Origin of the sequence: Flavobacterium sp. GCM10023249 (assembly GCF_042653365.1) — a bacterium.
In the GTDB taxonomy this organism is placed as follows: Bacteria; Bacteroidota; Bacteroidia; order Flavobacteriales; family Flavobacteriaceae; genus Flavobacterium.
Window position 1 is genome coordinate 238,201 of record NZ_JBHSHZ010000009.1, and the last position, 23,994, is coordinate 262,194.

A 23,994-nucleotide genomic window follows, 5' to 3' on the forward strand; every position below is an offset into this window, starting at 1 on the left:
TAAAAATCGATTTTCTTTCGGAAATAACAGATATCATAATCTGTAAAAATCATTTTCAATAAATGCATCATGCTAGGCAAAATAGAAATCCAAAATTTAAAACTAGAACATTACAAACAGTTAATTGAAGTAATGAAAGCCTCCTATCCCGACTGGCAAGGTGGTGTGTGGAGTGTTACTTCCATTGAAAAACTACTACAGCAATTCCCGGAAGGTCAATTCGTAATTCTGGATAATGATAAAGTAGTCGGTACTGCTTTTTCAATCATCATAAAATACGATGACTTCGGTGATAATCATACTTACAAACAAATCACTGGCAACTATACTTTTTCTACCCATAACCCAAAAGGCGATGTTCTTTATGGTATCGAAGTATTTATTCATCCTGACTATCGCGGACTGCGTTTGGGTCGACGCTTGTACGATGCCAGAAAGGAACTTTGCGAAAAACACAACTTAAAAGCTATTGTTTTCGGTGGCCGTATTCCCAATTATCACCAATATGTCAACGAGTTAAAACCCAGAGAGTACATCGATAAAGTGAAACGGAAAGAAATATACGATCCGGTACTTACCTTTCAGTTAAGCAATGATTTTCACGTAAAAAAAGTACTGCAGAATTATATTCCGGAAGACGGCGAAAGTGGCGAATATGCTACCCTACTCCAATGGGACAATGTATACCATATTCCCGACTATACCGCAACTACTAGAATCAGAAAAAATGTCCGATTGGGATTGGTTCAATGGAAAATGCGGGTGTTCCATTCCATGGAAGAAATGTTCCAACAAATCGAATATTTTGTCGATGCCATTTCTTCTTACAAAGCCGACTTTGCTCTTTTTCCTGAATACTTCAACGCGCCTCTTATGGCCAACTTTAAAGACATCCCCGAAGCGGAAGCAATAAGAACCATGGCACAATACACAAACGAAATTGCCAATTTTTTCAGCAGACTCGCCGTTACTTACAATGTCAATATCATCACCGGAAGTATGCCTCTGTATGAAAATGAAGAATTGCGTAATATCGGTTATGTATGCCATCGTAACGGAACCATGGAGGTATTTTACAAATTACATATCACTCCTGATGAAGAAAAATTCTGGGGTTTGAAAGGAGGAAATAAATTACAAACCTTCGAAACGGATGCAGGTATTATTGGAGTGCTCATTTGTTATGATGTAGAGTTCCCCGAACTTCCTCGTTTGTTATCCGAAGAAGGTATGCAAATTCTCTTTGTGCCTTATGCCACCGATACCCAAAACTCCTATTTAAGAGTACGATGCTGCGCTCAGGCAAGAGCCATTGAAAACGAATGTTTTGTCGCGATCACCGGAAGCGTGGGTAACTTGCCACAAGTGGAGAATATGGACTTGAATTATTCACAGGCTGCCGTCTTCACTCCTTCCGATTTTTCTTTTCCTTCTAACGGAATCAAAAGTGAAGCAACTGCCAACACCGAAATGATCTTAATCTCCGATGTCGATTTAAAACTACTGGATGAATTGCACGTCTATGGAAGTGTCCGAAATCTAAAAGATAGACGGAAAGATTTCTATGAACTGAAAAAGAAACTATGATAATATCTGTCGGAAGTCATATTATTCTTTACGATAGTAGCAAAATTCCAGGATTTTAGTTTCAAGTACTGTTTTACTGAGAAGTTTTGGATATTTTTGTGTTTATCATTGTATCTCGTACCATTGTCTTTTCTAGATAAAGGTAGTACTATCAAAGCACATAAAAAATGAATTCTGAAAGCACTTTTTCTTTTTTCTTGAAACAGCCTTACCCTTTTTATTATAAAGGCAATAAACTGTTCTGGATTGTAAGTGTCATCTTTCTGATTTCTTTCTTTTTCAATTACTTACTCCAGCCATTTGATGTCAATAGCAATGAACATAAAATGGATTATTTCTGGATTTCGGTTATCCATTCGCTTTCACCCATAGCCGTGGTATTGTGTTTCTCTTTACTGTTCAGGCTGTTTCCAACTATAACGAACTCCTGGACCATGAAGAAAGAATGCATTACTGTTTTTCTTCTCGTACTTTTTACCGGAATAACACAATTCCTAATCCGCGATATCATTTATAACAATCCGCTAAACGGGTCATGGCATTATTTCAGAGAAGAAATTACCAATTCACTAGTGGCTGGGTTTTTCCTTGCTCCAATTATCATCTTCATCAATCTGAACCACCGCAAACTAATCAACAAACAAAATGCCGAACGCCTCTCTTCTACCTTATCGCATACTGAACCAACAATAACCGATACGATAATTACCATCACCACCGAGGTCAAATCCGAAAAATTTACCTTCTGTAGCAATACATTTCTTTATGCCAAAGCCGAAGGAAATTATGCCGAAATCTATCTGAAGGAAGCAACAAAAGTGCAAAAAGTAGTGAAACGCATTACAATTAAAAACCTGGAAGCGCAACTAAGTTCTTTTCCGTATATCCTAAAAACACACCGCTCAATTGTATTGAATCTGAATCATATCGAACAGGTGGCCGGAAATGCACAAGGTTATAAAGTCACTCTGAAAGACTGTCCGGATCCCGTTCCTGTTTCACGAAATTATATCCAAGCGTTCGATTTCGCTGTAAATACAATCTAAAACTGCCTTGTCATTCGTCCCAGAAGTTGCTGTCAGTCCCAAAACCTTGCCCTTCATCCCATAATCTTGTTCTTTGTAACAAGTAATTGTAGCATTCCTTTTTTGCCCGCAACTTTGTCAAAAAAAAAATCGGAATTATGCGTAGATATGACTTAGACTGGCTTAGAGTAATTGTATTCGGATTACTCATTTTTTATCATGTAGGAATGTTTTTTGTAACTCCGGATTGGGGCTGGCATATTAAGAACAACCAAACGTACGAGTGGATTAAATATCCCATGTTATTTTTAAACCAATGGCGGTTACCTATCCTTTTTGTAATTTCAGGCATGGGTACATCTTATGCACTTTCGAAAAGAAATGCGGGCCAGTTTGCCTGGGAAAGAACCAAGAAATTACTATTACCGCTTATCTTCGGAATGCTGGTTATTGTGCCTCCACAGGTGTATATTGAAAAGCTTTCCAAAGGTCTAATCAAAGGCAGTTACTTCGACTTTTGGCCATCGCAGGCCTTTATTGGTGAATACCCCGAAGGCAATCTAAGCTGGCATCACCTCTGGTTTATTCCTTACCTGCTTCTATTTTCATTAGTACTTATTCCCGTTTTCCTTTATTTAAGAAAAAATCCCGATTGTGGCATTTTGAGGCTGACAGCAAAAATAAGTACCACCAGATGGGGTTTGTACTGGTTTGTCCTTCCTTTGTATCTGATTGAATCTTTTATAGAACCCTTTTTTGAAGAAACCCATGCTTTGGTAGGCGACTGGTTTGTGATCATGAACAGCATTACTCTATTCTTTTTCGGATTCTTACTGATCTCCGTAAAAGAAGTATTCTGGAGCACTGTGGAGAAAAACAGAAAAAGTTATCTGTTGTGCGGAAGTATTGCTTTTGCTCTTTTCCTGATGCTTATCACCGCTTTTGAAGATGGATATGTAAGACACTTCATTGAAGCACTGGTGTATGTTGTTTCGTTCTGGTCATGGATACTGACTTTATTTGGTTATGCCTCAAAATACCTCAACAAACCCAGCCATGTTCTGGCCTATTGCAACCAGGCTGTCTATCCATTTTATATTCTCCATCAAACCGTTACGGTGATTCTGGGCTACTTCATAATGCATCTCCAATGGAATTTTGCAGTAAAGTTCCTGTTCCTATCGGTTGGCACTTTCCTGATTTCATGGTTGGTCTATGAAGGCTTCATCAGAAGATGGCTGTTGATACGACCGTTTTTCGGTTTACAACAGACCAAAACAACCAAACAGTATGGAATACTGGAAACGAATTAATTCAAGGGATTGGTAATTTGTTGCATGTACTTTCTATATTTGCTTAACTAGTTCATCAACCGATTACCAATCGCTATCTTTTTCCATCACAAAACTATTACAAAAAACAATGAAAAAAGTTCTGTTTTATACTTTCCGATATCTTACACTTTATTTTCTTAGTTTTTTACTTTTTAAGTCAGTAATCCGATTTTCAGATTACAATGATACCGTTTACAACATTATCTTCATTCCATTTTTAATTATATTGCTTACTATCAATTTAATAGTGCTCTATAGTAAAGAGTATTTCAGAGGCAAAAAACAAGGCACAATCCATTACAAAACAACAAATTATACCGTTGGCTCTATTATCTTGTTTTTTATTGTTACCTATCCTTTATCTGTATGGTATAATGACAATGGACAAATAATTTCGTCAAAATTGGTTAGCGGCCACGAAGAGGTAACGCTTACGCTTTATGAAAACAACAAGTTCGAGATTAGTGAACAGAATCCACATACATCAAGTCATTATTTTGGCGATTATACTTTACAAAAGGATACGCTTCATTTATTTAGAGACGATATTGTTGAAGTCTCTGAAAACTTACTTACAAACCATTACCTCTATAATGCCAAGCAAAAGAAATTTATTCCACAATCTGAAGGTTACAACGAATTAATTGACCCGGAAGAAGTATACGGTATACTAGAGTAATTTATACCGTAGCGTCTTCTTACTTAAAATCAATTCATTTTTTTTGCTTATAAATATATATTTATTGTTTATCAATAAATATTTTAGTATTTTTAACCATAACTTTAAAACTAAAGAGTATGGAAATTAGAATCAATTCGAAGCAAATACTACTGCTTTTACATGTCCTTTCTTGGATAATTTTCATTGGATTATGCATACAAGCCGGTGGATTTATTTTCAACACATTCTTTACCTATTACATCAATCCAATTGATGCTCACTTTTTTTGGAAGGAAGTCGATTTATCAGACCTTTATGCTCATGATCCTGGGTATTTTTTAGTAGAATGCTTAATTATGACTATTGTAGCTGTCTTGAAAGCGCTATTATTTTATCAGATAATCAAAATCCTTTACGATAAAAAACTCAATATGACTCAGCCTTTCAACAAAGAAACTGGTCGATTCCTTTTTTTAATTTCCTATATAGCTCTCGGAATTGCTATGTTTTCGCATTGGGGAGCTAAACATGTGGAATGGTTTTTAACGAAAGGAATAAAAATGCCCAGCATCCAACAATTACATTTAAGCGGAGCCGATGTATGGTTGTTTATGAGTGTAATCTTATTTGTTATCGCACATATCTTCAAAAGAGGTATCGAAATCCAATCCGAAAACGAATTAACCATATAAGCTATGGCTATAATTGTAAACCTTGACGTGATGATGGCAAAACGTAAAATGTCTCTTAACGAACTCTCAGAGAAAGTCGACTTAACTTTGTCCAATCTTTCCATTCTAAAAACAGGAAAAGCAAAAGCAATTCGTTTCAGTACTTTGGAAGCCATCTGTAGAGTTCTCGATTGCCAACCCGGCGATATCCTGGAATTTGTCGATGAGAAATAACAACAAACCTATTAGCCTAATCATTATCGCATTTTGACAATCACTATGTTGCAATAAACAAAAGAGGAACGCAGAAGGGTTCCTCTTTTACTTGGTATACTACCACTACTACTGCCTACTTCTAAGTGATATTTAATAGGCAACTTGAAAGTTATGATTGGAGCAACGAAGCGAGAATCAAAAAGGGCGCCTCAATGAAACGCCCTTCAGAATTAAAATTAAGATTTCGCTTTAGCTTCTTTACAGTTGCCGCAACATGTTCCATCAGTCGCACAAGAATGCTTTTCCGCAACTGAGGAAACAGCTTTCGCTTTGTCCTTAGCGCAACAGTTCTTTTTATCGGCTGCTGCCACTACACAACATTTGGAATTATCCGACGTACTAGCCGCTTTCTTATCTGCCGAACAACAAGCTTCTTTTTTAGCTTTTGCTTTGGATTCCTGTGCATTCGCTGTTAAAGTAAATGCAAAAAGGAATACTACTATTATGATTGAATTTTTCATGATTTTGATATTTAAATGAATTATAAAGTGTGGCGCACAGAAAAACATCTACTATCCTTCGAACAAAGAAATAGCAATGTAAAATCCATAGCACTGATTGTATCGAAAATAATTTAAATAATTTGTGGCGGATGCCAAATATCAAAAGATGATAAAGTAATTAAAAGTCGCTTGAGATTGAAGTTGTTTTGCTGAAGGGGTTCCAACAAAAACTGAGGGATTGGCTTTTCAAAAGAAGTCAAAAACAACTGTATTTTACAACAAGGTGAAGTCAAACAGCTTTCTTTACTGCAACCATCGGTTTCATCATCCGAATCCGGCACTTCTGAACAAGTCGTACCGCATTGCTCCGAAGTCATTTTAGCATACAAAGAAGCCACTACCGGCATTTCTGTCAGCATTAGAATATGAAAGCTCAATATAAAAGCCAAATACTTCATCAATTCAAAAATAACGAAAAACAGTATTTCTAAATAAGACAAACCAAAACTTTATGATTTTATTATGCTATTTTTCAGCTTCTTATTCAATAAAACTCTACTCAACATCCTTAATTTTAACTTCATAAACGCAAAAAGAACCTACAAGCTTGTCGTATAAAATGACTGCCCTTCTTACTCTTCTTGCATATACTTCTTTACAAAGTAACATATATGGCGTATATATGGCGTATATATGGCGTATATATAGCGTATATATATCGGGTTTATGTCGTGTTTATGTCATATCAAAATGCAGTTGTATTATTAGATGATTAAACCCTCCGACTTCTCAGATATTCAGATTCATCCTAACAACCTTAAACCATTAACAACAAACAATAAACAACAAATCCCTTTTTTTTAACAAAATCAAGTTTTTTAGTGTAGGTGTAGTTTTGGCACTTTCAAAACTTTATCTTTGCTGTAAATAGATTTTTTATGCAACACTTACAATCAATAATAGAACAAGCTTGGGAAAACAGAGCGTTGTTACAGGAAGAAACGACACAAAACACAATCCGTGAAGTGGTGAATTTACTAGACGCAGGAACCCTTCGCGTAGCAGAACCAACAGACAACGGTTGGCAGGTTAACGAATGGGTAAAGAAAGCAGTCGTAATGTACTTCCCTATCCAGAAAATGGAAACGTTTGAGGTGGGTATCTTCGAATACCACGATAAAATTCCATTGAAAAGAGGCTATGCTGAAAAAGGAATTCGTGTAGTACCTCACGCTGTTGCCCGTCACGGTGCATACATCTCAAAAGGGGTGATCTTAATGCCAAGTTACGTAAACATTGGTGCATATGTTGACGAAGGTACGATGGTAGATACTTGGGCAACTGTAGGTAGCTGTGCACAAATCGGTAAAGACGTTCACCTAAGCGGTGGTGTAGGTATCGGTGGTGTATTGGAACCATTACAAGCAGCTCCGGTAATTATCGAAGATGGTGCTTTCATCGGTTCGCGTTGTATCGTAGTGGAAGGTGTTCGTGTTGAAAAAGAAGCAGTTCTAGGTGCCAATGTATGTTTGACGGCTTCTACCAAAATCATCGATGTTACTGGTCCGGAACCAGTAGAATACAAAGGTATCGTTCCAGCTCGTTCTGTAGTAATCCCAGGAAGTTACGCTAAAAAATTCGAAGCGGGTGAATACCAAGTCCCTTGTGCTTTAATTATCGGAAAACGCAAACCATCAACCGATTTGAAAACATCTCTTAACGATGCATTAAGAGAATATAACGTAGCAGTATAATTCCCTAATGAAAGTATTAGTAATACAACAGAAAATGATTGGCGACGTACTGGCTAGTACAGTCATCTGCGAAGCAATCAAAACACAACATCCCGACTGGAAAGTACATTACATGGTACAACCCAATACGATGCCTGTTGTAGACAATAATCCTTTCATCGATAAAGTGGTCTTTTTCGAGAAAAAGAAAAAAGACGGATTTCTCAAGTTAATCCAGTTCGGACTTGAACTCAAAAAAGAAGAATACACTGCTGTTATTGATGCCTATGGAAAATGGGAAAGTATTATTCCTGCCTATTTCTCCGGCGCCAAAACCAGAATAGGAAATCAAAAATGGTATACTAAATTACTGTTTTCCGAAACAGTTATCCCTAAAAAGAATATTGAAGGTTCGGCCATAGCACACCGTTTGCAATTGGCCGAAGCTTTACTCAAAAAGCCAACTTCTATCCTATTCCCTAAAATTTACCTGACGGATACCGAAATAGCTTCGGCTCAAAAAAGCATTCAGGAAAGGCTGGATACCTCAAAACCAATCGTTATGATCAGTGTCTTGGGAAGTGATACCAACAAGAGCTTACCTACCGCACAAATGGCCACCACTCTGGATGACATTGCAGCACAAAGCAAAGCTCAATTATTATTCAATTTCATGCCCAACCAGGAAGCTGAAGCCAAAGCCATTTATGACGCTTGCTTGCCTGAAACGCAACAACAAATTGTACTGGATTTTTATACCAAAGGATTACGCACTTTCTTGTCGGTACTTTCACAATGTGATGCCATGATTGGTAACGAAGGAGGTGCCGTAAATATGGCGAAAGCATTGAATATTCCAACGTTTACCATTTTCTCTCCGTGGATCAACAAATCGTCATGGAATATGCTTACGGATGATAAAAACCATATTGCCGTACATTTAAACGATTACCATCCGGAAATCTATAACGGACAGCATTCCAAACAATTCAAACAACAGGCACTGGAGCTGTATAAAAAACTAACGCCCGATTTGTATCGAGCGTCATTAATTGATTTTATAAAGCGAATTACTTCGTAAATTTTTCCAAATACCAGTTTACTTGTGCTTCTAAACCTTGCTTCAAGCTTACTTTAGGCGCATAGCCCAATAAGTTTCTAGCTTTATCGATAACAGCAGCAGTTCTTTGCTGATCTCCTTTACGAGGTGGCTGATGGTCTATAATTAAGGTTTTATTCATGATTTCTTCCACCGCTTTGATGCCATCGGCAGTAGTATTCACTTCATCGGTTCCTAAATTGATGATTTCTCCGTCTACCTTGTCTTCTTTTCCGATAATCGCCGCTAGTCCGTCAACAATATCCCCAACATAAGTAAAACTTCTTTCATGCTTTATACTTCCTTCAAACAAAGGAAATGGTTTGTCGTAGTACAAATTCTCAATTAGTTTAGTGTACAATTTCTCCGGACGCTCTCTTGGACCAAATACTGAATACAATCGAATAGAGCAAGCTTTCAACTTACCGGTACGTTGTAACCCCAGTACCAATTGCTCAGCAGCTAGTTTAGTCGAACCATAAAACGAAACCGGTTTTGCAGGCACTTCTTCATCTACAGTTGCTTCGATACCATACACCGATGAAGTCGCAATGTTCACGAATGATTTTAATCCGGGATTGAATTCCAAAACCGCTTCCAATAAGTTTTGAGTTGCATATATGTTATTATCCACATACTCCTGTAAAGAAGTCGTAGAAGAAATACCCGGTTGAGCCGCTAAGTGGTAGACATAATCGAAAGGCTTCTCGAATACAGCACTCAAATCCGAATTCAAATCAACGCGATGAATCTGAATTCCTTTATCTGCCAAATCTTTAGCATTTAACTCTTTTAAATTCACATCATAATAATCATTGATGTTATCAATCCCGACAACTTCATGACCTAATGAATATAACTTTTCACATAAATGTGATGCAATAAATCCGGCTGCTCCAGTAACTAATATTCTCATTATGCTGGTAGTTCTTGTTTTTTAATACCAAATGGAGTCCATTTGATTTTTTTATCTTTTACTTCTTTTCTGATGGCTAAATTGGCTGCCAAAGATTCAGGTGTTTTGTACCCTCTGGCATGATCCAAATGCAGTACGATTGCTTTATGACGAATTTGCTTTCCTTTGACTCCGTAATTTTCCAAACGCTCCCCAAATTCTCGGTCAGGACCACCGTATTTCATACGCTCGTCGTATCCGTTTACAGCAATCATATCCTCTTTAAAACCCGAAGAATTACAATTATTAAACGAAGGAGTAGTTGGTGAAAAGAAGTCCAATGCTTTGGCCGCAATTGTAGTAGAGCCTAATTTCAATACATTAGAAAACCCTAACTTATCAATACTCTTCAACCATTTCACATTGAAACATTTCCCTGAAACAATATCTTCTTTGGTAATATATTTACTAGTAGTCATTGGTAATTTGCAGTAGCCACCGGAAAGAAACTTCCCTTTTTGAGCTTGTTTCGCATGAATTTCTACAAAATCCTTACGAGGAATACAATCCCCATCAGTCATTATAATATATTCGTAAGCCGCATCAACAATGGCAACATTTAAAATTTCCTGACGTCTGTATCCCATATCTTCATGCCATAAATGACGCAAAGGCACTGGATATTCTGCAGCGTATTTATCAATTAAGTCTTTGGTGGACTGGCGAGATCCGTCATCAGCGATGATAACTTCAAAATCTTTATACGTTTGAACACTATATCCAATTAAGACTTTTTCCAACCATTCCTCAGCATTATACGTACTGACTACAACCGATATTTTCATAAATTAATGATCAATTTAGGTACAAAGGTAATTGATTTTTAGATTTTATACCTGTTTTACAAATTTCTGCTTTATTTGTTTCGTTTCCAAAAGAAGATTTTCCTTTTAATTTCCCTTCTTCGGTGAAAACTATATTGAAAATTGTCTGCTTTATTTTTTAAAACCTCATACACTTTATCACTTTCAATTCCTGACAGTTGAGCATATTCAGCACTAATAACCTTCAATACCTTCTCGTTGGAAGTCAGTTTTGCCAAATTAGTCATTCTCAACTCAAAAGACATGTTTTGGTGAAAATTCATCCGATTCAAATCCACCAAATAGAAATCATACCGATTATTTTCTTCTTTCTTGATTAATGTATTTCCGGAGGTATTGTCGATGAATTCAATTCCTTTTTCATGCAATCGGAAAGAAAACTGTGCAAACTGCTTCAGTATATTTTCAAAGTCGGGATAATCTGTATTCGTTGTCAATTCCCGAAACATCAAATCCATAGCCAACTGTTCACTAATGTAATAACTTTTTCCCAAACCTAACAAACCGGATTCTTCTATAAATCCAATCGGTTGTGGCGTACAAAATCCATTTTCAATAAGGTAATTGGCATTTTCAAACGATCTTCTCGCTTTCGATTTTCGGATATATCGGTACACGAACTGATTAAAAAACTTGGGAATCTTAAACGCTTTCACATTGATTTCCAAACCATCGGACAGTAGAAACGTTTTAATCAAATTTCGTGTTCCGCCATATAAAACCTCGCCTTCCTTTTCAAAATCAGTTATACATTTGAGTATTTCATTGCTTTTATTTTGAAAATTTGCATTGAATTGGATCTTCATATGGTCTTTAATTAGTACTGCAAAATTAACCTTTTTAATATATTTACTTTATTTTTACACCAAATATTAGCTTACACAATGTTCGACCATTATCTTATCACCCGATTTAATCTAAGAAACCCGAAATGGGATGTTACCAAAAACAATGAATCGTTATTAACCGACGATTGGATGGAAGACAGAATGTGGCTGTTTGAAAACTTTTGTTTTCCATCGGTTACTGCACAGGTAAATCAGAATTTTGAATGGTTATTATTTTTTGATACTACCACTAGTGATAAATTCAAAAACAGGATAACGGAACTTACTCGAGATAAAAAGAACATTACTATTTTCTTTATTGATGGGATGCCAGCTTTTTATGATGAAATCCAACAATACATTACAACCAATAGCGAAGGAAAATCACATCTGATTACCTCTCGAATTGACAACGATGACAGCATTAGCAAATATTTCATTGACGAGGTACAAAAACAATTCAAAGTACAGGATTACCAAGCCATTGATATCATAAATGGATATTCATTGCAGGTAAAACCTAATTTTATATTGGGTAAAAAAGAACATATTTTCAATCCGTTTATTAGTTTGATTGAAAAAAATGACCATCCAAAAACGGTTTGGTTTAGTGATCATAATATGTGGAAAAAAGAAACGCGTATCACACAAATCACGAACAAACGACTTTGGCTATCCATTATTCACGAGAAGAACAAAGTAAATGAGTTTGATGGTTATGGCAATATCAAATGGGAAGATATAAATGGTGAGTTCATTCTATCCGAAGCTATCAATAAAAAAATAAGTACCGATTTAGCGCCGTTTAGTTCGTGGTGGTTTTTAAGTTTGAAAAACTTCCTTTATGTTAAGATGGTTTTATTCAGTAAGGTTATCAAACGAAAACTAGGTGTTTATAAAATCAAATAGGCAATTGGATTAAATCCGCAAATTCTTTATTAAAATGTTCTACGGTTATTCTTTGTTTTCCTCCCCAAGGGAAAAAAGTCAATTCACCGAAATAGGTTTTATTTTGAATTGAATACAAATCAACACGCATAAAGATGAAATCTTGAGAAAGTTTTTCGGCAACCCAAATCATTTCTTCAAAATTATCCGGTCGTTTCATATCCAATTCTAAAAAATTAGAGCGATAATTTTCTTCCTTGATTTTGTTCCAATTCAAATCGTAATAACAGTTTCTGTATTTTGAATCGTGAAATGTTTTTACCCAAACGTATTTTGCTTTACCATTAAAACAGAAAAACTTATAATCAACAATACATTTTTCCTCCAATTGTGACAAGTAATTTTCGGCTAAGATTCTTGGTTTGATTTCTTTATAAATCGCTTCTTGATTTACTTTACTGTAATCCCTTTTCATAAAACCACACAACTCTTTCTTGGCTTTTTTACTATCTAATTTAGTCTTGTCGGGCACAATAACATTAAAACCAGAACCATGGGTTGCTTTTAAAACAAATTGATCGGGTAATTCATCAAAATTGATAGCGTCAACTTCATCAAAAACTCCTATTATGCTATTCAGATATTGCTCACCAATTCTTTCCTTCACAAATTGCCTAACCTCGTACTTATCCACATAGTTCTTGTAACTTTCTTTGTAATAAAAAAGCTTTAACCATTGAAGTTTTTCCATAAACTCCTCAGGTTTGTCTAAATCTAAAAACTTTAGATTTTTACTATAGTATTTTGCTTTAGAGATAGCAACATCACTAGCTCCAAACATTTTCAAAATTACTGTGTAAACAGCAAAAAACTTTCTTTTAATAAAATTCATTGTTTTTTAGGTATTTCGATTATTCCATTCTTCATCTTTTCAGTAATTTCTTCATTTATAAAATTATCACCTAAAATGATGCCAATTGACTTTACATTCATCATTATGAACAAAAATCAAAGTATATCAACTCAATTTACTAGACTTCCAATTTGCATCCATTAACCCTAAGCTAGTTTCTCCATCTATTATAACTTCTGGAATTTCGCCTAATATTGGCAACATAGATTGAAATAGAAGTAGCACAGGGCATAAATAAAAAACAATCAAGGGATTCATTATCAAAAATGAAAAAGCAACAATTCCTAAAAATTTAGGAAGTTGAAGCAATTTTCCGTACTGCTCATTCAAGCATTGTAATAGTATTTTTTTGGCACCACCATTGGGTATGAAAGTTAATTCTCCAAAATAAATTGTATCATCAACAGAATATAGATCAACACGCAAAAAAGGAAACCCTTCCGATAATCGAGCGGCTACATCCTTCATTTGGTCTAAATTTGCAGGTTTGGGTAGTTCTGCTTCAAGATATATCTTACAATTTACATCGGGTTGGTATTTAGTCCAATTCAGATCGTATACCGCCATTTTACCAATACCGTTTTCAGTTGATTTAATTAAAACATTGGCAGGTACACCATCAAAACATTGAAACTTATAATCAATCAATGTATTGCCATTCCCTTGCTCTAACAATTCTTCAACAATAATTATCGGTTTTAGGTTTTTATAGATTTTCTCTCTGAACTTATAATAATAATTGGAGGCCATGAATTTTCTCAATCTGGCTCTTTCTTTTTCCAAATTCAGTTTCGATTTATCATGAACAATTAAATTATACCCCGAACCGTGAGAGCATTTTAAAGCAAATTTATTGGGCAATTTATCAAAATTAATGGCATCAACAGAGTCATATGTGGCAATCAATTTTACCAAAATATCCTCACCTACTCTTTCTTTAACCACTTCCCTACACTGGTACTTATCTGCAAATTTTCCAAAACTTTCATCATAATAAAAAAGTTTGAGCCATTGCAGTTTATCGGCAAACGTAACCGGATTTTCTAAATTCAGTTTTTCTCCGGTTTTTAGATAGAACTGCAATTTTGATATTGCAATATCATTGGAAGAAAACGTTTTTAAAAGATTCAGATAGAGTTGACAAAACTTTTTTCTGAAAAAATTCATTGTATTATTTTGCATTATTAATCACAACCTCGTTCAATTCATCAAACATTTTTTTGGCAATCACTTCTTTCGTAAAATTGTCAATTAAAAATTGGTATCCATTGGTAATGAATTTTTGTTGTAAGTCAGCATCATGAATTAAATACGATACCTTATCCGCAAAACTTACGGGATTACCCACTTCAGCCAGTAATCCTGTTTCTCCATCTACCACAACTTCAGGAATCCCTCCTGCGTTTGCTGCCACAATTGGAACATGACAAGCATAGGATTCTAATAAAACGCCACCAGTAGGCTCATTATTAGAGGTAAATAAAAATAAATCAAATTCGGGTAAAATTTCGGGGATGTCCTTTCTAAATCCGGCAAAAATAATTTCGTTTTCCAAGCCTAATTCGCGCACTTGGCTTTTTATTTCAGCTTCTAGTGGACCATCTCCAACAAGTATATATTTAATTTTTTCTCCTCTTTTATGTAATTCCGCTACAGTATTTACCCAAGTTTTATGATCTTTAAAACCAGTAAATGCCGCTATATTACCCACAATTTTATAATCCAGTGGGATATCAAACTCCTTGTGCAGCAATCCTGTTTTATGCTGCTTTGGAAACTTATTAATATCTGTAACACTCCCTACCACAGAAAGTTTACTATGATCTTTCACTGCAAATTTTAGCACATCCACCACCGGATAGGACACACAAATGATTTTTTTGATGCCTTTATAGTTGTATTTCCATTTTCTGAAAAAATTGGTATCCACCCTTTTTATTAAGGTTCTACAAAGAACAAGCGGTGTTTTTAATCCATAAAACAAAGAGGATAGTACGGCTAAAGTATGCGACTCACTGTTATGAATAAAAACAACATCTGCTTGGTGTTCAACAGCAAATTTCTTTAAGTCTTTCGCAAATTTCAAATCGTATTCTGATCGAATATCATAACCGAAAACCTTCATGTTTTTAGCAGTAGCTATTTTGAATACTTCTGAATCTTTGGGACATATAATCCATTGTTCTTCAACATAACCGAAATCTCTAAATGCTTCATATAAATAAATGATCTTCTGTTCATGGCCTCTCCATCCCTTTGAAGCAGTTATTTGAAGTAATCTCATAAGTAGGTATTAAGAATTTTTTAACAAATATATCACTTTTATCAAGATCCTTTTTATCACAAATTGTTATTCTTTACCTTTAAAAAAAAGTTTCTTTCATCATTTTAACAACATTTTCTTATTATTGCATAATATATATTCTATTCGGTGAAATTAAAAAATTACAATACCCCTAGAAAAATTTTTATTTCATTACTTAAAAAGATGAAGTTCCTTCCTTTGAAGCTATACGTACCTATTCAGTATGAATCAGTTACTCAAAAAAGGCTCAATTTGGAAAAACCGGAAACTTTTAATGAAAAACTCCAATGGTATAAAGTCTACTATAAAAACCCTTCATTTCATCAGCTTGCAGACAAATACAATGTAAGAGACTATATCAAACAAAAAGTTGGCGAACAATACTTAAACGACTTGCTGGGTGTTTATAAAACTCCAAAAGAAATTGATTTTGAACAGCTTCCTGAAAAGTTTGTATTAAAGTGTGTACATGGCAGCGGTTTTAATTTAATAGTAAAAAACAAAAAGGACATTTGCTTTAAGCAAACAATAAAGCTTTTGAAAAAATGGCAGAAAAAGAACTATTACAACAAAGGAAAAGAATGGTCCTATAAAAATATCGAACCTTTAATTATAGCCGAAAAATTCCTGGAAGATTCCAAAAATAAAATCATTAATGATTACAAGTTTTTTTGCTTCAACGGCGAAATAAAATTCATTCAAGTCGATTTGGAACGCAAAGTGAACAACTTTAGATGTCACTATGACACCAACTGGCAAAAACTTCCTTTTTATCATGAGAAAAATCCGTTTTATACCGGTGAAGCGGAGCAACCTTCAAACCTTGAAGACATGATTTATGTGGCACAAACATTATCAAAAGACATCCCATTTGTTAGGGTCGATTTGTACTCCATTGATAACAAAACAATTTTTGGTGAAATGACATTTTATCCTTCCAATGGAACAAATCCTTACTTACCTTTGGAGTACAATAAAATAATAGGCAATTATTTCGTTCTACCCAATAAAATTTAGACATGGACATCAACACTGAAGTACACAACGCATACGAAATCATTAAAAACGGAGGTATTATACTTTATCCTACAGATACGGTTTGGGGTATTGGATGTGATGCAACCAACCCAGAAGCGATAAAAAAAATCTATGCTTTAAAACAACGTGAAGAAAGCAAAAGCATGATTGTTTTGATGAATGGGGAACGTATGATGTATACTGTATTCAAAGACATTCCCGAAGTGGCTTGGCAAATTTTAGACTTATCAGAAAAGCCAACCACCTTAATTCTGGACAATCCGCGAAATGTTGCGGATAATGTCGTAGCAGAAGACAAAACACTTGGAGTACGATTAGTCAAAGAACCTTTTTGCTTCAAATTGATGGAACGCATGAAAAAACCTTTGGTTTCCACTTCCGCTAACATCTCCGGCGAACCAACCCCGAAGTCTTTCAAAGAAATTTCACCTGAAATTATAAAAGGTGTCGACTATGTAGTAAATTTGCACCACGACAAGATTTGTGACAAACCTTCAACCATTATCAAATTAACCGCTGACAGTCAAGTTAAAATCATAAGAAAATAGGTTCTGTAGCAGTCATAGTTTACAGTTTTCAGTTTAAAGTCAACCACTTTACACTGTAAACATTTAAACTTTAAACTTCAAAAATGAACTACAAACAACATTTAGAAAATAAAATATTCAGTATCATCACACAAGCGGCGCATGAACTTAATGTAGAATGTTATGTGATTGGCGGATTTGTGCGTGATATTCTTTTGGATCGAAATCACAAAAAAGACATCGACATCGTTGCTGTAGGCAGCGGCATCGATTTGGCTTTAAAAGTATCAGAACTGATTCCGCACAATCCTAAAGTACAGGTTTTTAAAAATTATGGAACAGCCATGCTTCGTTATGAAGATATGGACATTGAATTTGTAGGAGCTCGTAAAGAAAGTTACCATTTTGACAGCCGAAAACCAATGGTAGAAAATGGTACTCTCGAAGACGACCAAAACCGCAGGGATTTCACGATCAATGCACTTGCTTTGTCGCTAAACGAAAACAACTTTGGAGAATTGGTAGATCCATTTGGCGGTGTGAATGATTTGCAAAGCAAGATTATCCGAACACCGTTAAACCCAGACATTACCTATTCTGATGATCCGTTACGTATGATGCGTGCCATCCGATTTGCATCACAACTTCATTTTGAAATCGAAGCAGAATCATTGGAAGCGATTTCAAGAAATAAAGATCGGATCAATATCATTTCGGGCGAAAGAATTGTAGATGAACTCAACAAAATACTGATGTGTCCTCAGCCTTCAGTTGGTTTTTTATTATTGTACAAAACCGGTTTATTAGACATCATACTCCCTGAACTAACTGCATTAAATAATGTGGAAGAAGTGGAAGGACATACCCATAAAAACAATTTTTATCACACTTTGGAGGTTGTAGATAATATTTGCCCTAACACAGATGATGTTTGGTTACGATGGAGTGCATTATTACATGATATTGGAAAAGCACCAACCAAGCGCTACAACAAAAAACAAGGATGGACATTTCATGGACATGAATTTTTAGGTGGTAAAATGGCCAAGAAAATCTTCGAAAGATTACACATGCCACTCAATCACAAATTGAAGTTCGTTCAGAAAATGGTCATGATGAGTTCACGTCCGATTGTTTTGGCACAAGATATCGTTACCGATTCTGCAGTTCGTCGATTGGTTTTTGATGCTGGAGAAGATGTAGAAAATTTAATGATTTTGTGTGAAGCGGATATCACAACCAAGAATCCTAAAAAATTCCAGAAATACCATAATAATTTCAAAATCGTTCGTGAAAAGATTGTTGAAGTAGAAGAACGAGATAAGGTTCGTGTATTTCAACCGCCTATCACTGGAGAAGAAATTATGGGATTATTTAATTTAAAACCATCACGCGAAATTGGCGTATTAAAAGAAGCGGTTAAAGAAGCTATTCTGGAAGGGGAAATCCCGAACGAATATCAGGCGGCCTATGATTTTGTTTTGGCCAAAGCTGAAAAGATGGGATTGAAGAAAGTGAACTGACAATAATCATAATTCCCTACTAAAAACTATTTGATATTTGCAACGCTGAAATTATTGAGTTATGAATTTTACCAAAATTGCTAAAACCGCTTTAATCTTTGTTTATGCTGTTATAATTGCTGGAGCACTAGTCCGAATGACAGGTTCAGGAATGGGTTGTCCTGACTGGCCAAAATGTTTCGGTTACTATATTCCACCAACCGATGTAAAAGAACTCACTTGGGCTGAAAACCGCGTTTTCAAAAAAGGAATGGTGATTATCAAAGAGGAAAAATTATGGGTAGCTAAAGCCGATTGTTTAACTGGTAAAACATTTGATGCCTCTCAATGGGAGCCCTATACAAAACACGATTATGCCGTATTCAATCCAATGCACACATGGGTAGAATACATCAATCGGTTAATTGGTGCTCTGGCTGGTTTCGTTTGCCTTTTTATGGCTGTAGTTTCTATTCTAGAATGGAAAAAGAACAAAAAAATCACATTGTTGTCTTGGCTTGTGGTTTTTCTTATGGGATTCCAAGGATGGCTGGGTGCTACCGTTGTTTATTCGGTATTGAATCCCCTCAAAATTACCATCCACATGGTCATGGCGTTGATTATTGTTGCTTTTATACTCTATATCATCCATTTGGCCAATCCTAAGGAAAATAAAACCGTTTTCAACGCTATGTTCCGCAATATCCTTTGGTTAACTCTATTCATGACACTGCTTCAGGTTGTATTAGGCACACAAGTACGTCAGTTTGTGGACGAACAAGTAAAATCAGGGGTAACTGATGCTTCTTTATGGCTAAATCAACCGGAAATTAGCTTTTATTTTCACAGAACCTTTTCTCTAGTTGTGTTGTTTGCCAATTTCTTTCTGTACTTAAGAAACAAACGTCTGAATTTAGGTTTTGAAAAAATCAATTGGGTACTTGTACTTCTTTTGATTGAAACTTTATCAGGCATGATGATGTACTACGTTGATTTTCCTTTTGGTAGTCAAGCCTTACATTTGGTATTAGCATCCATCCTATTTGGAGTTCAATTTTATTTGATTTTAGAATGTAAAAAATCGAAGGTGAGTGTATAAAAATTAAAACACAATCAATTTACACCAAGATAAGAACCGTATTTAATGGGAAAAGTGGCCATTGAAAATTACCCAATCCATTCTTTGAAGTCAGTAACACGCTCACGTGCAACAATCACTTCGTCTTCGGAATAGGTTGGCAAAATAATTTTCAGGCGTGAATTGGTATGCACTTGTATTTCCTTGATTCCTTTCATCGGAATGATGAATTTTCGGCTCACACGGAAGAAATCCTTCGGATCTAAATCGGTTTCCAATTGCTCCAAAGTCCCATCCAACAGATAATCTCTATTGTCTATCGTATGCAAGTATGTTCCTTTGTTTTCACTATAAAAACATTCGACCTCTTCAATTGGAATGAGTTTTAACTGTTGACCAACCTTAACTGTAAATCGTTTTTTATAGCTTTTATCCACAGGATTGACCAACATACGCTTAATCATTTCAAAATCGAGCGATAAATTGGTTGCATTCTGAGTTCGTATTTTGAATTTCTGAACGGCTGCTTCTAAATCGTCTTCATCGATGGGTTTTAGTAGATAATCAATACTATTGAGTTTGAAAGCCCTCAATGCATATTCATCATAAGCCGTTGTAAATATTACCGCACTTTTGATATCTATGGCTTCAAATATTTCAAAAGACAATCCGTCAGACAGCTGAATATCCAAAAAGATCAAATCCGGATGTTGGTTCTCTTGGAACCATTCTAACGCTTCTTCGACAGAGTGAAGCATAGTGTTAACAGTTAACCCCAACTTTTCCACTTTTCTTTGTAACAATCGAGCGGCTGGCTTTTCGTCTTCGATAATAATAATATTCATTTGTGGCTTTCCTTAGTTTGTAGTAGATGGTTTTGATAAAAAATAGCTTATTCCCATTTTCCGGGTTTGTCTTTGTCCATTAATTCTTTAATCTTTCTTTCTTCCCAATCGGCACCAAAAATCCATCCTGGCAAAAATAAAGAAAGACCATGTGTTAGCAAGCCCAATCCCCAGAAAAAGGCGGTAAAAAAGTTATGCAACTGAAAATACGATTCTCCCGGATCCAATTCCTGAATATTAATAACAACAATCATTAAGTTCACCATGAGGTAAACACCCGCGTGCGTATAAAATCCTTTTATCTTTTTTACCCTTTTGGCAACTTCATAGTATTGCGCTTCTTCAGGAGTGCTCGGAACAAAATCTTTAAATGCTCTACGTTCCATTCTTCGTTCTCTTCTGCTTTCGATACTCATTTTACAATTGTTTATTCTGATTGCGTTTTTCTTCTTCCATAAACTCTCTAATCTTTCGTTCTTCCCATTCTTTGTTCATAAATGGAAACCAATTGAACACTTTAGCTCCGTGAAACAGAACACCCACACCCCATCCAAGCATTGGCCAAAAAAACCAAATATGATCCGGTGAGTACTTCAAATTGACAAACATCAAAAACAAATTGACCAAAACGTACGATATCAGATTGCCGTAAAACCCTTTAATATCTTCAACTTGCTTTCTGGCTCTTTGGTATTTTTCGTATTCTTCTTTGTTATAGTTTTCCATTGGTATCCTATTTTTTAAAGTCCATTTTATCCTCATTCATTATCTTTCCGATTTGCTTTTGTTCCCAATTGTCTCCAAATACTTTTTCAGAAAAGAAAAGTTGAAAACCTTCAACGGCAAATACAAAAGTCCAAATCCACATAAAAAATTCATTCATATAGTTTAGCGGTATGAAATTCAGTGGTGCTCCAAAATACGTCTTGGTTATATAAACTGCCAATCCAATCAGGTACACCAAAAGATGTCCATAAAAATGTTTGATTTTACGCACCCTTTTTCTTGCCAATGCTTCAAGGGTATTTTCTGGTGATTGATACTTCTCCATAACTATTTCCATTTATTGTTTGAAGCATTTTGTTTATTTAAGATTTCCCTTATTTTTCTTTCTTCCCAGTTTTTACCATAACCGAAAGTTTCAAAAGCGTGCATTGTTAGTCCGAATCCCCATCCCAACATTGGAAACCAAAACCATTGAAATCCGCTTGAAGTTTGTAGATTAATAAAAATTAAAATTGGAATCACGCAGCAGTAAGAGATTAGGTTGCCATAAAACCCTTTAAGTTTTTCAACTCGTTCTTTTGCTCTGGCATACGCCCTATTTTCGTTGTATATATTTTCAGTTTCCATAAATGCAATTTGTTTTGTCAGTATTGGAATTTTCACTTTAAAGAAAACATCGTTTTCTTCAATTAGCACTTTCCTTTCAGAGATCAAGGCATAACGGTTGACAATATTTTGCAAGCCAACCCCTTTTCGATCTTGTAACACTTCTTTCTTTTGTAAATTATTCTCAATGATCAGATAGTTGTTCTCCACATAAATCCTGATATGAAGTGGTTTTTTTTCACTTACTACGTTGTGTTTAATGGTATTTTCCAATAAAAGTTGTAGCGAAAGTGGCACTACACGTGCTTCGGGATTATCAAAATCAGATGGTAGCTCATACGTAATACTATTTTCGAATCGCATTTTTAGCAAATTCATATACGTTTTGGCAAACGACAGTTCTTCTTCCACTGAGACCAATTCCTTATCCCGCTGTTCCAGCACATAGCGATAGATTTTAGATAACGAAGTAGTAAACTTCTGGGCACTTTCAGGGTTTTCTTCAATCAAAGAACTCAATACGTTCAAACTATTGAATAAGAAGTGAGGATCGATCTGATTTTTTAAGCTCTCAAATTTGGCAGAAGCTGTTCCTGCTATAATTCGCTGCTCTTTGATTTTATTTTCCTGATACGTTTTGTAAAAGTAAAAAGCATAAAACGAGACCGAAACAAACAACGTAATAATAACTGCAACTACATAGTTCCCGAGTTGTTCATTTGCAATAAAATCACTAAACCCCTTTTTTTCAATGATTACATCTTCAAAAATCCGCAGTAGAAAAATAACACCCATTGAAAGCAAAAAAGAAGACAGAAAACCGATTATTACTCTTTTGGCTGAAAATCGGTTTTCAACAAAGACTCTGTCCAGATATAAAAAAAGTGCTTTATTCGAGTAACCTAAAGTAAATGAATACAATTGCGTATATACAAATCCGATAAGTAATTTATTTGCCGATGGCAATGCATTCCCGAAAGCAAGGTTAATCAGTTGAATGATCATAAATACCCCGCATCCAAAAAGGAAGACTTTTACTATTTCTTTGAAAGAGACTTTCATTCTTTTCTACTTCTTTATTTTTTTGTGGATTATTGTTTTGCTTTAAGAAGTGCAGATGCGATAAATCCGACACCCATACCAATTAAGGTTCCTACTGCAATTTTATCGACACACATTCCGATTCCCATTCCAACGAACATACATCCGATAAAAACTTTACTACCAATGTTGCTCCAAAGATTATTGTTTTGATTTTCCATGATTTCTATTGTTTTTTTTAGTTTGTTATCTGATTACTTTGTACAGTTTTCCAATGTTTTTTTGGCTCTATCCAATCCCCAGTTTGGGTGCAATGCTGTTTCTGGCTTAAAAGTAGCAAAAAGTTCAATCGATTTCTCAACTTGAGCACATAAAGGTTTAGTATCTGCACCTGACCATTTGGCTCCACCAATTTCAAATTCAGCTTTACAAAATACAACTCTAGGGTTATTTGGAGCAATAGCTTGAGCTTTAAAATATTGTTCCATTGCTTTATTAGAATATTTCATTCCGTTAGTCATTGGATCTTGAACAATCCATGCGGTATACACTAATGCCTGTAATACCATAATTTCTGCATTATTCGGACTAATGATTGCTGCTTCGTCTACTGCTTTTTGTGCTTTTTCCAGTAACGCAGGTGCTTTTTCTCTGTTCTCTGGTTTGAAAGCTTCGGTAGTATTAATCATTCCGATATAATAATTAGGCAACCAATTGTTTTTTTCCACTGATGCAATTCGTTCAATTTTTGCAGAAGCTTCCGTTGGATTACCTTGTCCCCAAAGAGCCAAAGACTCTCCCATGTTTTGCTCAAATTTTGCTTGTCCAAATACAACTGAACAAAATAATAAAACCGCTGTTGTAAATAATCGTACCATAATTTTTTAATTTAATTTGTTTAAAATTTATTGTATTGTTTTTGATGATTGAAACCCTTTGTTTGAATTTCTGAATCAAAAGTACTGTGGTTATAACTCCTTTAAAATTTATTCTGACCGAACTGTCGTTTTTACAGGATGAATTGTTCTAAAGTGTAATTTCTTTATTCAACAGGGGAATTATCAATAGTATATGAACAAAAAAAACCTGA

The 23,994-nt window shown here is 35.2% G+C and carries 28 protein-coding genes; 13 read left to right on the top strand and 15 right to left on the bottom strand.

The window, feature by feature from the left end; all coding sequences use genetic code 11:
- Positions 1-69: 69 nt before the first annotated feature.
- The 6 genes from ACFO7M_RS07805 (at position 70) to ACFO7M_RS07830 (ending at position 5,512) form a co-directional block, all read left to right on the top strand.
- The gene (locus ACFO7M_RS07805; RefSeq protein WP_379734968.1) at positions 70-1,587 is read left to right on the top strand and encodes a GNAT family N-acetyltransferase; all 1,518 of its coding nucleotides are present in this window, start codon (positions 70-72) and stop codon (positions 1,585-1,587) included.
- A 167-nt stretch (positions 1,588-1,754) separates the two neighbouring features.
- Positions 1,755-2,633, top strand: a complete 879-nt coding sequence (locus tag ACFO7M_RS07810; RefSeq protein ID WP_379713816.1) for a LytR/AlgR family response regulator transcription factor — start codon at positions 1,755-1,757, stop codon at positions 2,631-2,633.
- A gap of 137 nt (positions 2,634-2,770) precedes the next feature.
- On the top strand, positions 2,771-3,925 hold the full coding sequence (locus tag ACFO7M_RS07815) for an acyltransferase family protein (RefSeq protein ID WP_379734970.1): 1,155 nt from the start codon (positions 2,771-2,773) through the stop codon (positions 3,923-3,925).
- 109 nt (positions 3,926-4,034) lie between these two features.
- Complete coding sequence (locus tag ACFO7M_RS07820; RefSeq protein WP_379713820.1) at positions 4,035-4,625, top strand: hypothetical protein; 591 nt, start codon at positions 4,035-4,037, stop codon at positions 4,623-4,625.
- A gap of 119 nt (positions 4,626-4,744) precedes the next feature.
- A complete protein-coding gene (locus ACFO7M_RS07825) occupies positions 4,745-5,299 on the top strand; it encodes a DUF2975 domain-containing protein (RefSeq protein WP_379734972.1) in 555 nt (184 codons plus the stop codon).
- Positions 5,300-5,302: 3 nt separating this feature from the next.
- Positions 5,303-5,512: a helix-turn-helix domain-containing protein gene (locus ACFO7M_RS07830; protein WP_379713824.1), complete on the top strand. Its 210-nt coding sequence runs from the start codon at positions 5,303-5,305 to the stop codon at positions 5,510-5,512.
- 218 nt (positions 5,513-5,730) lie between these two features.
- On the opposite strand, the gene ACFO7M_RS07835 is transcribed toward ACFO7M_RS07830, so the two are convergent.
- Entirely contained in the window at positions 5,731-6,015 is a 285-nt protein-coding gene (locus ACFO7M_RS07835; protein ID WP_379734974.1) for a hypothetical protein, read from the bottom strand.
- Between the two features lie 113 nt (positions 6,016-6,128).
- Entirely contained in the window at positions 6,129-6,497 is a 369-nt protein-coding gene (locus ACFO7M_RS07840; protein WP_379734976.1) for a hypothetical protein, read from the bottom strand.
- A gap of 438 nt (positions 6,498-6,935) precedes the next feature.
- On the opposite strand from ACFO7M_RS07840, the gene ACFO7M_RS07845 reads away from it, so the two are divergent.
- Entirely contained in the window at positions 6,936-7,751 is an 816-nt protein-coding gene (locus tag ACFO7M_RS07845) for a 2,3,4,5-tetrahydropyridine-2,6-dicarboxylate N-succinyltransferase (protein ID WP_379713830.1), read from the top strand.
- Between the two features lie 7 nt (positions 7,752-7,758).
- A complete protein-coding gene (locus ACFO7M_RS07850; RefSeq protein ID WP_379734978.1) occupies positions 7,759-8,811 on the top strand; it encodes a glycosyltransferase family 9 protein in 1,053 nt (350 codons plus the stop codon).
- Here the strand turns inward: ACFO7M_RS07850 and ACFO7M_RS07855 are convergent.
- The 3 genes from ACFO7M_RS07855 to ACFO7M_RS07865 form a co-directional block, all read right to left on the bottom strand.
- Complete coding sequence (locus ACFO7M_RS07855; RefSeq protein ID WP_379713834.1) at positions 8,801-9,745, bottom strand: NAD-dependent epimerase/dehydratase family protein; 945 nt, start codon at positions 9,743-9,745, stop codon at positions 8,801-8,803. The genes ACFO7M_RS07850 and ACFO7M_RS07855 overlap by 11 nt on opposite strands.
- Positions 9,745-10,569 carry a glycosyltransferase family 2 protein gene (locus ACFO7M_RS07860; protein ID WP_379713836.1) on the bottom strand — a complete coding sequence of 275 codons (825 nt, stop codon included), beginning with the start codon at positions 10,567-10,569 and terminating at the stop codon, positions 9,745-9,747. Before ACFO7M_RS07860 ends, ACFO7M_RS07855 begins: the two co-directional genes overlap by 1 nt.
- Positions 10,570-10,640: 71 nt before the next feature.
- On the bottom strand, positions 10,641-11,414 hold the full coding sequence (locus tag ACFO7M_RS07865) for a Kdo domain containing protein (protein WP_379734979.1): 774 nt from the start codon (positions 11,412-11,414) through the stop codon (positions 10,641-10,643).
- A 78-nt stretch (positions 11,415-11,492) separates the two neighbouring features.
- Between ACFO7M_RS07865 and ACFO7M_RS07870 the strand changes: the two genes are divergently transcribed.
- A complete protein-coding gene (locus ACFO7M_RS07870) occupies positions 11,493-12,344 on the top strand; it encodes a glycosyltransferase (RefSeq protein WP_379734981.1) in 852 nt (283 codons plus the stop codon).
- On the opposite strand, the gene ACFO7M_RS07875 is transcribed toward ACFO7M_RS07870, so the two are convergent.
- The 3 genes from ACFO7M_RS07875 to ACFO7M_RS07885 all read right to left on the bottom strand — a co-directional run bounded on the left by ACFO7M_RS07875 (position 12,337) and on the right by ACFO7M_RS07885 (position 15,520).
- Positions 12,337-13,215, bottom strand: coding sequence for an ATP-grasp fold amidoligase family protein (locus ACFO7M_RS07875; protein WP_379734983.1), 879 nt, complete (start codon positions 13,213-13,215; stop codon positions 12,337-12,339). The two genes, ACFO7M_RS07870 and ACFO7M_RS07875, sit on opposite strands and share 8 nt — an antisense overlap.
- Before the next feature lie 126 nt (positions 13,216-13,341).
- Positions 13,342-14,403: an ATP-grasp fold amidoligase family protein gene (locus ACFO7M_RS07880; RefSeq protein WP_379734985.1), complete on the bottom strand. Its 1,062-nt coding sequence runs from the start codon at positions 14,401-14,403 to the stop codon at positions 13,342-13,344.
- Between the two features lie 4 nt (positions 14,404-14,407).
- Entirely contained in the window at positions 14,408-15,520 is a 1,113-nt protein-coding gene (locus tag ACFO7M_RS07885; RefSeq protein WP_379734987.1) for a glycosyltransferase family 4 protein, read from the bottom strand.
- Positions 15,521-15,724: 204 nt separating this feature from the next.
- Here ACFO7M_RS07885 and ACFO7M_RS07890 point away from each other — a divergent pair, with 204 nt between their 5' ends.
- The 4 genes from ACFO7M_RS07890 to ACFO7M_RS07905 all read left to right on the top strand — a co-directional run bounded on the left by ACFO7M_RS07890 (position 15,725) and on the right by ACFO7M_RS07905 (position 19,707).
- The gene (locus tag ACFO7M_RS07890; RefSeq protein WP_379713845.1) at positions 15,725-16,558 is read left to right on the top strand and encodes an ATP-grasp fold amidoligase family protein; all 834 of its coding nucleotides are present in this window, start codon (positions 15,725-15,727) and stop codon (positions 16,556-16,558) included.
- 2 nt (positions 16,559-16,560) lie between these two features.
- Positions 16,561-17,127 (top strand): L-threonylcarbamoyladenylate synthase, encoded by a 567-nt coding sequence (locus tag ACFO7M_RS07895; RefSeq protein ID WP_379713847.1) that lies wholly within the window; start codon positions 16,561-16,563, stop codon positions 17,125-17,127.
- An 83-nt stretch (positions 17,128-17,210) separates the two neighbouring features.
- Positions 17,211-18,629, top strand: coding sequence for a CCA tRNA nucleotidyltransferase (locus tag ACFO7M_RS07900; protein ID WP_379713849.1), 1,419 nt, complete (start codon positions 17,211-17,213; stop codon positions 18,627-18,629).
- Positions 18,630-18,690: 61 nt separating this feature from the next.
- A complete protein-coding gene (locus ACFO7M_RS07905) occupies positions 18,691-19,707 on the top strand; it encodes a COX15/CtaA family protein (RefSeq protein ID WP_379713851.1) in 1,017 nt (338 codons plus the stop codon).
- 68 nt (positions 19,708-19,775) lie between these two features.
- Here the strand turns inward: ACFO7M_RS07905 and ACFO7M_RS07910 are convergent, their stop codons facing one another.
- From ACFO7M_RS07910 to ACFO7M_RS07940, 7 genes are read right to left on the bottom strand one after another with little or no spacing between them, the layout of a single operon-like run.
- Complete coding sequence (locus ACFO7M_RS07910) at positions 19,776-20,531, bottom strand: LytR/AlgR family response regulator transcription factor (protein WP_379713853.1); 756 nt, start codon at positions 20,529-20,531, stop codon at positions 19,776-19,778.
- A gap of 47 nt (positions 20,532-20,578) precedes the next feature.
- Entirely contained in the window at positions 20,579-20,947 is a 369-nt protein-coding gene (locus ACFO7M_RS07915) for a 2TM domain-containing protein (RefSeq protein ID WP_379713855.1), read from the bottom strand.
- A 1-nt stretch (position 20,948) separates the two neighbouring features.
- Positions 20,949-21,257 carry a 2TM domain-containing protein gene (locus ACFO7M_RS07920; RefSeq protein ID WP_379713857.1) on the bottom strand — a complete coding sequence of 103 codons (309 nt, stop codon included), beginning with the start codon at positions 21,255-21,257 and terminating at the stop codon, positions 20,949-20,951.
- Between the two features lie 7 nt (positions 21,258-21,264).
- Positions 21,265-21,582: a 2TM domain-containing protein gene (locus ACFO7M_RS07925; protein ID WP_379713859.1), complete on the bottom strand. Its 318-nt coding sequence runs from the start codon at positions 21,580-21,582 to the stop codon at positions 21,265-21,267.
- 2 nt (positions 21,583-21,584) lie between these two features.
- Entirely contained in the window at positions 21,585-22,925 is a 1,341-nt protein-coding gene (locus ACFO7M_RS07930) for a 2TM domain-containing protein (protein WP_379713861.1), read from the bottom strand.
- Between the two features lie 29 nt (positions 22,926-22,954).
- Complete coding sequence (locus ACFO7M_RS07935; RefSeq protein ID WP_379713863.1) at positions 22,955-23,125, bottom strand: hypothetical protein; 171 nt, start codon at positions 23,123-23,125, stop codon at positions 22,955-22,957.
- Positions 23,126-23,158: 33 nt separating this feature from the next.
- Positions 23,159-23,782, bottom strand: coding sequence for a tetratricopeptide repeat protein (locus ACFO7M_RS07940; RefSeq protein WP_379713865.1), 624 nt, complete (start codon positions 23,780-23,782; stop codon positions 23,159-23,161).
- Positions 23,783-23,994: the final 212 nt, after the last annotated feature.